Origin of the sequence: Tunturiibacter empetritectus, assembly GCF_014201375.1 — a bacterium.
Lineage (GTDB): Bacteria > Acidobacteriota > Terriglobia > Terriglobales > Acidobacteriaceae > Edaphobacter > Edaphobacter lichenicola_D.
On record NZ_JACHDZ010000001.1, the window covers coordinates 546,644 to 560,205 of the forward strand.

13 protein-coding genes are annotated in these 13,562 nt (G+C 58.7%); 5 read left to right on the forward strand and 8 right to left on the reverse strand.

Translation table 11 applies throughout. The features are described from left to right. The first annotated feature begins 444 nt into the window (after positions 1-444). Entirely contained in the window at positions 445-2,655 is a 2,211-nt protein-coding gene (locus HDF10_RS02370; protein WP_183810081.1) for a S53 family peptidase, read from the forward strand. 78 nt (positions 2,656-2,733) lie between these two features. On the opposite strand, the gene HDF10_RS02375 is transcribed toward HDF10_RS02370, so the two are convergent. From HDF10_RS02375 to HDF10_RS02390, 4 genes are all read right to left on the reverse strand, one after another. Then, positions 2,734-3,003 (reverse strand): hypothetical protein, encoded by a 270-nt coding sequence (locus HDF10_RS02375; RefSeq protein ID WP_183810083.1) that lies wholly within the window; start codon positions 3,001-3,003, stop codon positions 2,734-2,736. A 209-nt stretch (positions 3,004-3,212) separates the two neighbouring features. Further along, positions 3,213-3,977: a class I SAM-dependent DNA methyltransferase gene (locus HDF10_RS02380; RefSeq protein ID WP_183810085.1), complete on the reverse strand. Its 765-nt coding sequence runs from the start codon at positions 3,975-3,977 to the stop codon at positions 3,213-3,215. A gap of 76 nt (positions 3,978-4,053) precedes the next feature. Next, entirely contained in the window at positions 4,054-4,470 is a 417-nt protein-coding gene (locus HDF10_RS02385) for a VOC family protein (protein ID WP_311732637.1), read from the reverse strand. 184 nt (positions 4,471-4,654) lie between these two features. Then, positions 4,655-5,080 (reverse strand): VOC family protein, encoded by a 426-nt coding sequence (locus tag HDF10_RS02390; RefSeq protein ID WP_183810089.1) that lies wholly within the window; start codon positions 5,078-5,080, stop codon positions 4,655-4,657. A 224-nt stretch (positions 5,081-5,304) separates the two neighbouring features. Here HDF10_RS02390 and HDF10_RS02395 point away from each other — a divergent pair, with 224 nt between their 5' ends. Beyond that, positions 5,305-6,396: a class I SAM-dependent methyltransferase gene (locus HDF10_RS02395; protein ID WP_183810091.1), complete on the forward strand. Its 1,092-nt coding sequence runs from the start codon at positions 5,305-5,307 to the stop codon at positions 6,394-6,396. 53 nt (positions 6,397-6,449) lie between these two features. On the opposite strand, the gene HDF10_RS02400 is transcribed toward HDF10_RS02395, so the two are convergent. The 3 genes from HDF10_RS02400 to trpD form a co-directional block, all read right to left on the reverse strand. After that, positions 6,450-6,809 carry a YbjQ family protein gene (locus tag HDF10_RS02400; protein WP_183810093.1) on the reverse strand — a complete coding sequence of 120 codons (360 nt, stop codon included), beginning with the start codon at positions 6,807-6,809 and terminating at the stop codon, positions 6,450-6,452. 82 nt (positions 6,810-6,891) lie between these two features. Continuing rightward, complete coding sequence (locus HDF10_RS02405; RefSeq protein ID WP_260177559.1) at positions 6,892-7,245, reverse strand: L-rhamnose mutarotase; 354 nt, start codon at positions 7,243-7,245, stop codon at positions 6,892-6,894. 24 nt (positions 7,246-7,269) lie between these two features. Further along, entirely contained in the window at positions 7,270-8,322 is a 1,053-nt protein-coding gene (gene trpD, locus HDF10_RS02410; RefSeq protein WP_183810095.1) for an anthranilate phosphoribosyltransferase, read from the reverse strand. A gap of 295 nt (positions 8,323-8,617) precedes the next feature. Between trpD and HDF10_RS02415 the strand changes: the two genes are divergently transcribed. Next, the gene (locus HDF10_RS02415; RefSeq protein WP_183810097.1) at positions 8,618-9,394 is read left to right on the forward strand and encodes a hypothetical protein; all 777 of its coding nucleotides are present in this window, start codon (positions 8,618-8,620) and stop codon (positions 9,392-9,394) included. 137 nt (positions 9,395-9,531) lie between these two features. Here HDF10_RS02415 and HDF10_RS02420 read toward each other — a convergent pair whose 3' ends face one another. Then, complete coding sequence (locus tag HDF10_RS02420; RefSeq protein ID WP_183810099.1) at positions 9,532-11,145, reverse strand: B12-binding domain-containing radical SAM protein; 1,614 nt, start codon at positions 11,143-11,145, stop codon at positions 9,532-9,534. Positions 11,146-11,415: 270 nt separating this feature from the next. Between HDF10_RS02420 and sucC the strand changes: the two genes are divergently transcribed. Together sucC and sucD are read left to right on the forward strand one after the other, a co-directional pair. Continuing rightward, a complete protein-coding gene (sucC, locus tag HDF10_RS02425) occupies positions 11,416-12,594 on the forward strand; it encodes an ADP-forming succinate--CoA ligase subunit beta (protein WP_183810101.1) in 1,179 nt (392 codons plus the stop codon). Continuing rightward, positions 12,594-13,469, forward strand: coding sequence for a succinate--CoA ligase subunit alpha (gene sucD / locus HDF10_RS02430; RefSeq protein WP_183810103.1), 876 nt, complete (start codon positions 12,594-12,596; stop codon positions 13,467-13,469). The genes sucC and sucD overlap by 1 nt, the downstream gene beginning before the upstream one ends. The last annotated feature ends 93 nt before the right edge of the window (positions 13,470-13,562 follow it).

Below are 13,562 nucleotides of genomic sequence, written 5' to 3' on the forward strand. Positions count from 1 at the left end.
TGCTGGGGTCTCTGGCTATCCTAACCGCGGACGGTGGTGGATTTCCGGGGGAGTAATTTTTATGCCCGGTGAGTTGTGGTTTTTTCTGGGGGTTTTGCGGAAAACGGCGTTTTGAGTGTGGTTTTTTGCTGGTGAGAACGTGGTGGATTGCGTGGTGGACGTGGAGTTTTGGGAGCGTACTTTCTGGCTGCGAAGAATGTGACAGGCGATCGAAGTATTTTTTGTCCTGCGCACAAGGGGGAGATTTCGCGCTTGACCTCGCCCGGAGAGGCCCGTACTATCCTCCCACCGACGGTAACTTGCACCAAATAGGGGACTCCGCAATACAACGTTCGTTGTACCTCGTAGCTCAACACTTCTTCGCAACGCTCTACGTTCTTCGCAGAGCTCTCCGATTCTCTGCGACCGATTCAGCACGCAAACCAAATTGAGTGAGGCTATTTCATGAAACTACGTTCTCTTTGTACGCAACTTCTCTGTCTTTCGGCGATGGGAATCTCCCTGTTGTCTTCGGGGCAGGCTCAGACTGGGACCTCGGCCCGGTCGACTGTGACGGCACCAGTGTCGGACAGCAAGATGATCACGCTGGCCGGCAATGTTCGCCCGGAGGCGAATGCGCTGAATGACCGGGGCGCGGTGAATGGCGCAATGCAGCTGGACCATATGCTGCTGCAATTGAAGCGGCCGGCGGAGCGCGAGGCGGCGCTGACGGCCAAGATCGAGTCGATGCACACGCCGGGCAGCCCGGACTTTCATCAGTGGCTGACGGCCGAAGAGCTTGGAGCCAACTATGGGCCGAGCACGAAGGATATCGCCGAGGTGACAGGATGGCTGAAGAGCCATGGGTTTGAGGTCAACGAAGTTTCGAAGAGCGGGATGGTGATCGACTTCTCAGGAAGCGTGTCACAGCTGAAGAACGCGTTTCGCACGGAGATGCACACGTTGAAGGTGCGTGGTGAGTCGCATATTGCCAATATGCAGAATCCGCAGATTCCGGCGGCGCTGGCTGATGTGGTGGTGGGTGTGAGCTCGTTGAGCGACTTCCGGCCGAAGCCTGCGAACAAGGGCATCAGCGCGGCGCGTATCGACGGTGTGTCTAAGGGGATCGTCGCCAAGGCGGCGAAGCCTGAGGGTGCAAGTCCTGACTTTACGGTGAACGCGAACTATCAACTTGTGGTGCCGGACGACCTGCACACGATCTATAACTTCCGGCCGGTGTACGGCCGAGGCATTACCGGAAATAACGAGACGGTAGTGGTGATTGAAGACACCAACGTCTACTCGACGGCTGACTGGGTTACGTTCCGCAACACGTTTGGGCTGTCGAAGTATACGAAGGGCAGCTTTACGCAGATTCATCCGGGCGGCTGCAAGAATCCGGGCGTGCTGATCGGAAACGACGGCGAGGCGATTCTGGATGCCGAGTATGCGAGCGCCGCAGCTCCGAGCGCTGCGATCGTTTTGGCTTCTTGCGCGGACACGCAGACGACGTTTGGCGGATTGCTGGCGATCAACTCTCTGATCAATCAGCCTCTGCCTCCGCCGATCATCAGCATCAGCTACGGCGAGTGCGAGGCCGGCCTGGGAGCGGCGGGCAATGCGACCTACAGCACGGCTTACCAGCAGGCGTCAGCGGAGGGCGTTTCGGTGTTTGTCTCTTCGGGTGACGAGGGTGCGGCAAGCTGCGATGCGAATCAGCCTGCGGCTCAGTTTGGCATTGCGGTGAGTGGATTTGCTTCCACGCAGTACAACGTGGCGGTGGGCGGAACGGACTTTGGCGACACGTACGCCGGAACCAATTCCACCTATTGGAGGTCGAAGAACAATGCAACGTATGGCTCGGCGAAGTCTTATATTCCTGAGATTCCGTGGAATGACTCCTGCGCGAGCACGCTGATTACGAACACGGTTGGATATAACGTTCCTTTCGGTGCGAATGGCTTCTGCAACTCGGCTGAGGGTGAGGCGTTCTTCCTGACTACGGCGAGCGGAAGCGGTGGACCGAGCAACTGCGCGTACGGCGATACGTCGCCTCTGCCTGGGACGCCGGCAAACAGCGGAACCTGCAAGGGCTACAAGAAGCCGAACTATCAGCGTAACCTGTTTGGGAACCCCTCCGACGGTGTGCGGGATCTTCCGGATGTTTCGCTCTTCGCGGCGAATGGCGTGTGGGGACACTACTATGTGTTCTGCTACAGCCAGCCGGCGCCGGGGGCGGGCGGTGCACCGTGCACGGGCGATCCATCGAACTGGTCGGGCGCGGGCGGTACGTCGTTTGCGGCGCCGATTGTGGCGGGTATCCAGGCTCTGGTCGATCAGTCGACTGGAACGCCGCAGGGTAATCCGAACTATGTCTACTACGCGCTGGCCAAGCAGGAGTTTGGCGGCAGGGGGAATAACTCCTGCAGCTCGACGCTGGGCAACGGAGTGGACGGCACCTGCACGTTCTACGATGTGACGCTGGGCGACATGGACGTGAACTGCCTGGGCAAGTTCAACTGCTATACGCCTTCAGGAACGAATGGCGTTCTCTCGGTATCCAGCAAGGCCTATGAGAAGGCCTATAACAGCAATGCGGGATGGGACTTTGCGACTGGGATTGGGACGCTGAATGTGAACAATTTGATTACGAATTGGAACAAGGCGTTCCAGTAGGTCGATCTGTTCTGTTGTAGCGGGTAAAGGCCGGCACTCTGACGAGTGCCGGCCCTTTATTTGATTTGACAGAGAGTGCTATTGGTGCGGCTGGTGACGGTCTTCCGGGGATGCGTAATGAGCTGCGATATCGGAGGCTTTGATATCGATTTTGGAGTTTGAGGTAATCGTTTCCGCGATCTCCTGATCAGTGTGTCCCCGATTGCGGAGAGTTTCAATCTCGTCGCTGATCATTCCGACGAAGGACTGAATGGGAAACATCTCGGGCCCTAATTCTGCGAGTTTACGGAGGGCACTCTGGGCACGAATGGCTTCTTCGACTGGGTAGCTTTTGCTTTCGGAGGACATGGGGTCTCCTCATGGTTGAATTTGTCTGCTCATTATCAGGCAAACATGATGCGGTTGGATCCCCAAGCGGCAGCGGCTTTAGCATGACGTCAACTCTTAGGTTGCTGCTTTTCGATTGGATCGAGGGATTCTCCCGGCCTCGACTTTTGCGTGAGGTAGGAGACTGGTCGACGGTGGAAGTTTCCGAAAACGGACGTTCGATGGGCCGGTCAGGGCCATCTTGCGAGGACAAGGGGCTGGTAGTAGTCACTTTCTTGGGGCATCAGCCAGATCGGCTCTTCAAAACCCACTGAGCGTAATGCATCTGACAGTTCCTGTCGTTTGACGCACCGATACTCCGACACGAAGTGGTGTGTAGTCCAACCATGATCGGCTTCGATTGTGATGTAGAGGTGCAGCGTGTATTTTGCTGCTTCGGTCCAGTCCCAGACTTGATGGACGATTCTTCGACTCCCTTCGTCGCCGAAAAACGCGGGTTCCTGCATGGTTGGTTTTTGCTGGAGGAGCAAGTCGTAGTCTCGAATACTTGCGATGAACAGTCCACCCGAGTTCAACCGGCCTGCCATTGCTCCGACGGCACGGATTAGTTCGTCTGCTGTGAGGTGGGGCAAGGCGTTATCGAAAGCTGCAACAACATCAAATCCGGTTTCAGGGATCTCCTTCAAATCCGTCATGTCCGAGACATAAAACTCGATGTTCAAGCCGCGCTCCTGAGCCTCTCGCACAGCCCTTGTCACCTCCATGGGGCTTACGTCGGAGCCGACAACGTAATGTCCTCGTGCGGCGAGACCCAAGGCCTGGGTACCGATACCGCATGCGCAGTCGAGAATCCTTAAGGGCTGGTCGGGCAGTTCTCGCGAGATCACGGCGTTCAGAATCCTCGCCTGGCTCTGAATAGACCGATCCCAATCTTCGAAGATTAGATGGTAGTAATCCGCCATCGAGTCATAGAAGTTCAGCGCCTGATCCGACATTGGCTTCGCACCTGCCTTCCGCAAAAAAAATACCTTAACTCGTTCGCAGAAAACCGAGCTATCGGTAGTTTCTGAACTAGTCTGCGTTGGGGTAGAGGGATTCTTCTGGGGCGTCTGTGGGGCTCTCGAAGTCTAATTTGTAACCGTCAGGGTCCGGAAGGATGGTGACCCACATGGCGTTGCCTACGAAGGGGCGCTGGGGTTTGAGTCCTCGCGAGAGCGCTGTGCGATAGATGGCGAGAGCGTCGTTGCATTGGAAGCAGAGAGAGACTCCTTCGCCTAGCTTGCCGGGTGGGCGTTTGTCGGGGAGGTACTCCTGGAGCATGAGGGCTGCGCCTTCGAGTTGAAGCCAGCACCAGCGGAGCTTGCCGTCGTCGACCCACTCTTTTGTTTTTTCGAAGCCGAGGCCGTTGATGTAGAAGCGTAGGGAGGCTTCGAGGTTCGCGACCCAGAGGAAGGGGACGACTTGTTGAATGTTGGATTCGGGAGTCACTGTTTGCTCCTGATTATCAAGAGTGTTCGGGATTTCTTTGACTGCTAAGATTTTTGAGCTTTTGAAAAGAAGGCATACCCCAGGGGTAAAGCTCATTTTCTGGCGGTTGAGGAGAGGCCCAAGGCTGAAGCCTTGGGTTACCTAGAAGCAGGAGCAAGATCAAAAACACGAGCAGGCTAGCAGGTTATGCGGGAGGGTCTTCTTTCTTCTCGGCTTCCTTCTCGACGAGGGGCTGCCAGAGTTCGATGCGGTTGCCTTCGGGGTCGGTGATCCAGGCGAAGTAGCCGTAGTCGGCGTTCTCGCGGTTGGGGTCGATGGGGATGTTTTCGGCGGCGAGCTGGGTGAGGAGTTCGTCGAGATTGTCGACCCGGTAGTTGACCATGGCCTGTTGCGGGCCTTTGTCGGTGCCCTTGCCGAAGTACGGAGTGTTTTCGGGAAAGAGCGACCAGGTGGTGCTGCCGGTGGTGGCGGGGATCTCGTCGGTCCAGAGAAAGGTGGCGCCGCCGTAGTCGGAGAGGGTGATGCCGAGGTGTTTGACGTACCAGGCGGAGAGGGTTTTGGGATCGCGGGCGCGCAGGAAGATGCCGCCGATGCCAGTGACTCGAGCCATGAATGCCTCCTTGATTTGAAGACGAGTATATACACAGGATTTGAAGGATGCGTGTTGGGAGCGGATGGGTTTGACGGTGGGGATGGGGCCGAGTATGCTCTTGGCCAGTTGGTAGGCCCGGGGATCTGCGCGACATAATGTGCGGCCGTGTGCTTGCTCGATGACTCCTGCGCACAACTTAGTGGTGCTGTCGCGATCCCGAATTTTTTTCCGAGGAGATTGCTATGGCTACAACACAGCAGGCGGCCCCACAGGGGCGAGAGATCAATCCCGATGCGTTGAATGCGCTTCTGGGGCGTGTGGTTCAGGATATGGGCGCGGCGATGCAGGCCCCGGTGATTCTGATTGGGGACAAGCTGGGACTGTATCGTGCGATGGGTGATGGAGAGCGGGTGAGTCCCGCGGCGCTGGCGAAGAAGACAGGGACGGCGGAGCGCTATGTGCGGGAGTGGCTGAATGCGAATGCGGCAGGGAAGCTGGTGGAGTTTGACTCGGCGAAGGGCGAGTATTTTCTGACACCGGAGCAGGCGCTGGTGCTGGCTCTGGACGATACGCCGGTGCATCTGCCGGGGTTTTATCACATGCTGGCCTCGCTGATGAAAGATGAAGAGAAGCTGACGGAGATCTTTCGCACGGGCAAGGGGATGGGTTGGCACGAGCATGAGAAGGGGCTGTTTGAAGGGTGTGAGCGGTTCTTTCGACCGACCTATCTTGCGAATCTTGTTTCCAGCTGGATTCCTGCGCTGGAGGGAGTGGAGGCGAAGCTGAAGGCGGGGGCGCGGGTGGCGGATATCGGCTGCGGACATGGAGCGTCGACGCTGCTGATGGCGAAGTCTTATCCGGCTTCGAAGTTCTTCGGGTTTGACTATCATGGGCCGTCGATCGAGAAGGCGAGGGCGAAGGCGGAGGCTGCGGGGCTCTCGGATAGGGTTACGTTTGCGGTGGCTTCGGCGAAGGATTTCCCGGGGAAGGACTACGACCTGGTGGCGTTCTTCGATTGCCTGCATGATATGGGCGATCCGGCGGGGGCGGCGAAGCATGTGAAGACGACGCTGGCGCCGGGTGGGACGTGGATGATTGTGGAGCCGTTTGCTCAGGACGATACGGCGTCGAATCATAATCCAGTGGGGCGGATCTTCTATTCGGCTTCGGCGACGATCTGCGTGCCTTGCTCTCTGGCGCAGGAGGTTGGGCTGGGGCTGGGAGCGCAGGCGGGGCCGGCGAGGATCGAGAAGGTGGTGCGGGAGGGAGGGTTGACGCACTTCCGGAAGGCTGCGGAGACGCCGTTCAATATGGTGTTTGAGACGCGAGGTTGATGGGGAGGCTGGCTTGTACGGCTTTTCTTTATTGCTTTGCTTTACTGCTTTCTTTATTGCTTTTCTACGACAACGGCGGTTCCGTAGGCCAGGACTTCGGTGACTCCGTTCATGAGCTCGTTGGCGTCGTAGCGGAAGGCGATGACGGCGTTGGCGCCGAGCTGGGCGGCGTGGAGGCTCATCATGGCGTAGGAGTCCTGACGGGTCTTCTCGCAGAGTTCGGTGAAGAGGGTGATGTCGCCGCCGACGATGGTCTGGAGGCCCGCGCCGATGGTGGCGACGATGTTGCGCGAGCGGACGACGATACCGCGGACGATGCCGAGGTTCTGGACGATGCGGTAGCCGGGAAGTTCGAGGGCAGAGGTGACGAAGGCGGGATGGATGGAGTTTGCGGGCGGTGGGTAGGTCGACATTTGGAGCGGCTCCTGGTGGCTGGAGAAGATACGGATTGGGGGGCGGTTTGGTTCCGGCGCTGGTCGTCGATGAGAGTGCCGGCTAGTCGAGGTGGAAGACTTCTTCCAGGGGGGACATGAGCTGGTCGGGGTCTTTGCTGGTGGTCTGGAGGAAGAAGTCCTTCATCTCGGACTGCCAGAGGGCGTTGATGGGTTCGTCGCGCATTCTGGTCTGGGCTAGCTGGAAGTTTTCGGTTTCGAGGTAGCCGATGAGCTGGCCGGTGGGCGTGAGGAAGAGGGAGTAGTTGTGCCAGCCGGTGCGCTCGAGGGCGGCGATCATGTCGGGCCAGACGGCGGCGTGGCGGCGGCGGTACTCGTCGAGGCGGTCGGGCTTGATCTGGAGGAGGAAGCAGACTCTTTGTCTGGTGGGATGGTCTGGGTTCATGGGGTTGGTCATGGGGTTCTATGTTTGTTGCTTGATTCAGGTGCGGAGGTTGGCGATGAGTCTGGTGACGGCTCCTGAGTCGATGTTTCTGGCGGCGAGGGCGATGCCGTTGGGGAGATCGAGGGCGAGGTCTGCGGCGACGAGGACGGCGGCGGCGTTGAGCAGGACGATGTCGCGGCGGGGGCCTTGTTCGCCGGAGAAGATGGCGGTGAGGATGGCGGCGTTGGTCTGCGCGTTGCCGCCCTGGAGGGTCTCGATGGGGGCTCGCTGGAGGCCGAGTTCTTCGGGGGTGGTGGTGGCGATGGTGACGGCGCCGTGGTGGACTTCGGCTAGCTGGGTGGGGCCGCTGATGGAGATCTCGTCTAAACCTCCGCTCCCGGCAGGACCTTTTTCGCGGAGGGTGCTGCCGTGGACGACGAAGGCGTGATGGGTGCCGAGGAGCGACATGGCTTCGGCGACGATGGGGACGAGATGCGGGGCGTAGACCCCCATGACCTGCGCGGAGGCACCGGCGGGGTTGGTGAGGGGGCCGAGGATGTTGAAGATGGTGCGGACTCCGAGGGCGCGGCGGACGGGCATGACGGCCTTCATCGCGGGGTGGAGGCTGGGGGCGTGAAGGAAGGCGAAGTGGTGGGTGCGGAGGGCGGTTGCGGCTTGCTCGGGGGTTGGGTCGACGGGGATGCCGAGGGCTTCGAGGACGTCGGCTGAGCCGGTCTGCGAGGTGATGGCACGGTTGCCGTGTTTGGCGACCATGAGGTTTGCGTCTGGAGTGGCGGCGGCAACGAGGGCGGCGGCGGTGGAGATGTTGAAGGTGCCGCTGGCGTCGCCGCCGGTGCCGCAGGTGTCGACTAGATTGCGGCGCTCGGCGGGTGTGAGGGGGATGGGGGTGACGGCGGTGCGCATGACGTCGACGAAGCCGGCGATCTCGGAGGCGGTTTCGCCGCGGGCTGCGAGTGCTCCGAGGAGGGCGGCGATCTCGAGGTCAGTGAGCTGGCCGGAGAGGATCTGCTGCATGAGGTTGCGGGCTTGTTCGCGGGTGAGAGGAGTGCGGGCTTCGATGATTTGTTTGAGATGGGGCTGGGGCGGCATTAAATAAAGCGTAGCAGGTGGGGAGAGTGGCTCGCGGGCTTGAGTGTTGGTCCTGGCGATTCGATGTTCCTGGTTTGCTGGCCGAGAACATCCGGGTGAACATGATGTTGAGAAAGCCGGTTGTGGGCCAGTTTGAATCCCGGGCAATCAGAGTGGCCGATAACCCCGTTTTGCGGGACCATATTCCCACTGACGAGAAGCCGACTTGTCGTTACCAATCCTGTTGAACGTAAGCTATGTGGAGCAAAAACCCAGCTAAGGACAAAGTTCCTTACCTAGGTCGTACTATTCTCAAATGGATATTGCAAGCATCGTTGGAGGCTTTCTCGCAGCGGTTTTGCTCGTCTCCCAAGCTGGGCTTGCCGAGTCCTTCGATAAGCCGCTTCACAAAACGGTACTAGACCTAGGACGGTCAACGTACCTGATGGAAAACGACAACAGGCATGTGACCGTGACCTGCTGGTACTACAACCATTTCATGGTTAAGGAGCAAAACGATCCTGGGGTAAAAGGCGCAGAATTGATCGCGCTCTCATCTGTACAGCCTGGACACCTTCCCAAATGCTTGCAAGCTCTACAGCCTGGTGAAAAGGAGTTCACTGAGTGGAGCGAGGAGTACAAGAAATTTATGCCGTGGAACGGATATTTTGCGGGAGTGAAGCACGATCTGATTTTTCTCGAATGGCCTGATGGAGATGACAATAGCGGTATTCCATTCACCGCATTTGAGGCCGATGCGAAAACGAAGTTCTTCGAGGACTCTGTTACGCTCGAAGCTCGTGGAGAGAGGCATTTAAATTTCATCCCTACGTCCGCAAATCAGATCGTCCTTCGCTACCTTAGAGTGGCGAGTGCTGGATGTTCCATCCCAAAATTTGGCGAGAGTTGCTGGAGCAAGCTGCAACAACAAACGGGTCTGGGTCACTCACCTGTGCCAAAATGTACCGATTACGAGGGCACACAAGCCGGAGTTGTTGCCTCCGTAATTGCCTATCCGGTCGAGGCCACACTGTACCCTAAGCCGTCTATCCGTCCACTCGGCGGACCGGTCAGATGCTATCCCCAAGAGTGACTTCATCTTTGGGCGGATCAGTCCTGACGACTGAAGTCGCATGGAGAGGATGGGGTCTTATGGCGTGGATACCAAAGCTAAAGCATTGGGTATCCACGCCTCTTCAAAGCGCCGACTTTTAGTTTCAGTGTTCTTCTTCAGGATTTTGTGATTACCGTGAAGGGGGATGGATTTTCCTGGGGGCCGAGGAAGGCTGGGCGGCGGAGGTGGGCGGAGGAGAAGGCGTGCTCCCATGCGGGGGATTGGAGTTCGGGCATGGGTTTGGCGGCGAAGAGCTTGCGGCATTGCTTCGCGGTCCAGCGAGCCCAGGTTTTGGATTTTTTGCGGCGGGCGCTGTCGGTGGAGATGCCGGTGCCGGCGTACATCTGTCGATAGAGCTTGGAGAGGAACATGAACGCGATACGGGCGCGGAGGGTGGGGGTGCAGGCGCTACGCTGCCAGATGGAGGACCAATCGTAGAAGCGGTCCCAAACTTTTTGCGTGCGCTGGCTGATCTCCAGCGAGCTCATCGTAGGGTGCGGGGTGAACATCTTTGGGCGGATGGCGGTGGGGATGAGCCAGTAGCGGGTGATGGGGATGTCGCCGGTTGGGGTTGCGACGACTTCGGGAGCTTTGGCTTGCTCTTTCTCCCAGCGGGCGAAGTCGACGGTGCCGGGGAAGGGTGTCATCATGACGAATTGGGCGAAGGTGACGCCGGCTTTGAGGGCCATCTCGACGGTGGCGTCGAAGGTGGCGGGCTTGTCGGTGGGGAGGCCGAAGATGAAGGAGCCGAGGACGTGGACGCCGTGCTTTTTGAAGGTCTGGAGCTGGCGGGCGAGAGCTTCGCCGGAGTAGTTGAAGTCTTTGAAGACGGCCTTGAGACCCTCGGGGGTGACGGCTTCTACGCCTACGAGTGCGCCTTTGATGTTGGCTTTGCGCATGGCGTCGAGGTACTCGCCGTCTTCGCCGGCCTCCATGGTGATCTGGGTGAAGAAGACCATGTCTTTGGGGAGCTTGGCGAGCTCGGCCATGAGGAGGAAGCGTTCGGCGCGGATGGCGGTGAGTTCGGCGAGTTTGGCTTCGTTGTTTTGCTCGCGGGCGAGGCGGAGGTCGGTGAGGGTGACGGGGTAGAAGTTGTCGTCGGCGAGGGCGATGAAGCGAAAGCCGATCTGGCGGAGGTTGACGATCTCGTCGATGACGGACTGGTGGGGGCGCTGGCGGGGCTGCTGGCCGTCGGTGCGCCAGACACTGCAGAAGGAGCAGTGCTTGGGGCAGCCGCGAATTGTTTGGACGGAGGCCCACATGTACTTGTCGCGGGGCATGAGGTCCCAGCGGGCGGCGAGGAAGTCGGTGCCGCTGATGCGGCCGCCTTCGTAGATTTTTTCGGGCTGAGAGCCGGAGAGGATGTCGGTGACGGCTTTGCCCCAGGCTATGTCGCCGTCGCCTTTGACTACTGCGTGGGCGTTTCCGCGTTCGAAGGCCTCTTCGGGGAAGAGCGTGGCGTGGATGCCGCCGTAGATGACCCAGGCTCCGCGCTCGCGGGCGATGCGTCCGACCTCGTAGCCACGGAGGGCGTTGCCGGTGTGGACGCTGATGCCGACGATGTCGCCGGGCCGGATGGATTCGGGGAGGATTTGTTCAATGGACTCGTCGATGAGGATGGGGTCGCCTGCGAGGGAGGGAGTGGCGGCGGCGAGGACGAAGAGCCAACGTGGTGTGATTACAGCGGTCCCAAAAGAGTTGTCGCTGGGATTTACGAGATGAACACTCAAGAATCCAACCTTGCTGATGCCAGGTACGGTGGTTTCACAGAGTGTTTGAGGGTGGAACGAATCAGTACCGAGCTGCGGATCGGCGATGAGTGCCGACCGGGAAGATTCCCGCCGGACTAATGTCGTCCATCATACAGAGGCAAGATGAAGAAAGCCTTAAGGTTACGCGCAAAGTCTGTGCGATAAACGCACAGTTGTGCGAGTTTGTGATTGCGGGCGATTGTGGGAGTCCGCTACACTTCTCGCGCGAGCGTAATTTCAAAGGCATCCATGAAAATTCACGAGTATCAGGCGAAAGAGATTCTGCGGAAGTACAGTGTGCCGGTTCCGGGCGGCGAGATGGCGACCACGCTGGAGCAGGCGGACACCGCTGCGAAGAGCCTGTTTGGCGCGGGGAACAAGATCGTCGTCGTGAAGGCGCAGATTCATGCCGGTGGGCGTGGCAAGGGCGGCGGCGTGAAGCTGGCGCGGACGCTCGAAGAGGCGAATGCGGCGTCAAAGGCGATTCTGGGGATGCAGCTGGTGACGCACCAGACGGGCCCTGCCGGGCAGAAGGTGCAGCGGCTGCTGATTGAAGAGGGATCGGCGATCGAGCGGGAGCTTTACTTGGGGTTGGTGCTGGACCGGGCTTCGGCAAAGGTGGTGTTTATGGCCTCGCAGTCGGGTGGAATGGAGATTGAAGAGGTGGCGCATGCTACTCCTGAGCTGATCTATAAGGAGTACATCGATCCGGCGGTGGGGTTTGCGCCTTATCAGGCGAGGAAACTGGCGTTCAAGCTGGGATTGAAGCCTACACAGATCAATGATGCTGTGAAGTTTATGACGGGCTTGTACAAGGCGTTCGTCGAGACGGATTCGACGTTGATGGAGATCAATCCTTTTATTACGACGAAGGATGACAAGCTGCTGGCGCTGGATTGCAAGATCAACTTCGACGACAATGCGATGTTTCGGCATAAGGATCTGAAGGAGCTTCGTGATCTGGCGGAGGAGGATCCGCTGGAGGTTGAGGCGAGCAAGTTTGCGCTGAATTACATCAAGCTGGATGGCACGATTGCGTGCATGGTGAATGGGGCCGGACTCGCCATGGCGACGATGGACATCATTCAATATGCGGGTGGGAGTGCGGCGAACTTTCTGGATGTGGGCGGTGGCGCGAACCAGGAGCAGATTGAGAATGCGTTTGGGATTTTGTTGAGCGACCCGAATGTGAAGGCGATCTTCATCAATATTTTCGGTGGGATTCTGCGTGTGGATGTGCTGGCTCAGGGTGTGGTGAATGCGGCGAAGAAGCTGGGTGTGAAGATACCGATCATTCTGCGGCTGGAAGGCACGAACGTAGAAGAGGGCCGGAAGATTCTGGCGGATTCGGGATTGAACTTTCAGGTGGGGCAGACGATGAAGGAAGCCGCGGATCTTGCTGTGGCTGCTGCGAAAGGTGGCAAGTAATGGCGGTTTTGGTTGATAAGAATACGCGACTGATTGTGCAGGGGATTACGGGGCGTGAGGGGACTTTTCACGCCAAGGGCTGCGCGGAGTATGGGACTAAGGTTGTGGGTGGAGTGACGCCGGGTAAGGGTGGGACCACGCATGAGGGTTGGCCGGTGTTCAACACCGTCGAAGAGGCGGTGAAGGAGACGGGGGCGAATGTGTCGGTGATCTTTGTGCCGCCGCCGTTTGCTGCGGATGGGATTCTGGAGGCTTCGGCGGCTGGAGTTCCGTTGGTGATCTGCATTACCGAGGGGATTCCCGTTCTCGACATGGTGAAGACGTGGGAGTTTGTGAAGGGGACGGGCACGCGGCTGATTGGGCCTAACTGTCCGGGGGTTATTTCGCCGGGTAAGGCTAAGGTCGGAATTATGCCGGGGCGGATTCATAAGGAAGGCTCGGTGGGGATTGTTTCGAAGTCGGGGACGCTGACGTATGAGGCGGTGTACCAGTTGACGACGCGGGGGATTGGGCAGTCGACGGCGATTGGGATTGGGGGCGACCCGATTATTGGGACGACTCATATCGATGCGCTAAAGCTGCTGAATGAGGATCCGGAGACCGAGGCGATCATCATGATTGGGGAGATCGGCGGGTCGGCGGAAGAGGCCGCGGCGAAGTACATCAAAGAGCATGTGAAGAAGCCGGTGGTTGGGTTTATCGCGGGGCAGACGGCTCCTCCGGGACGGCGGATGGGGCATGCCGGGGCGATCATCTCTGGCGGTGAGGGGACGGCTGCGGAGAAGATGAAGGCTATGACCGAGGCTGGGATTACGGTGGTGAAGTCTCCGGCGGAGATTGGTGAGGCTATGGCGAAGGTGCTGGGAAAGGCTTAGTTTCTTCGCTTGCGTGCGGCAAGAGTAGTGGCATAGGCGAAAGCTACTGCAACTGCAAAAGCGAAATACGGGGATCCTTCGCTGCGCTCAGGA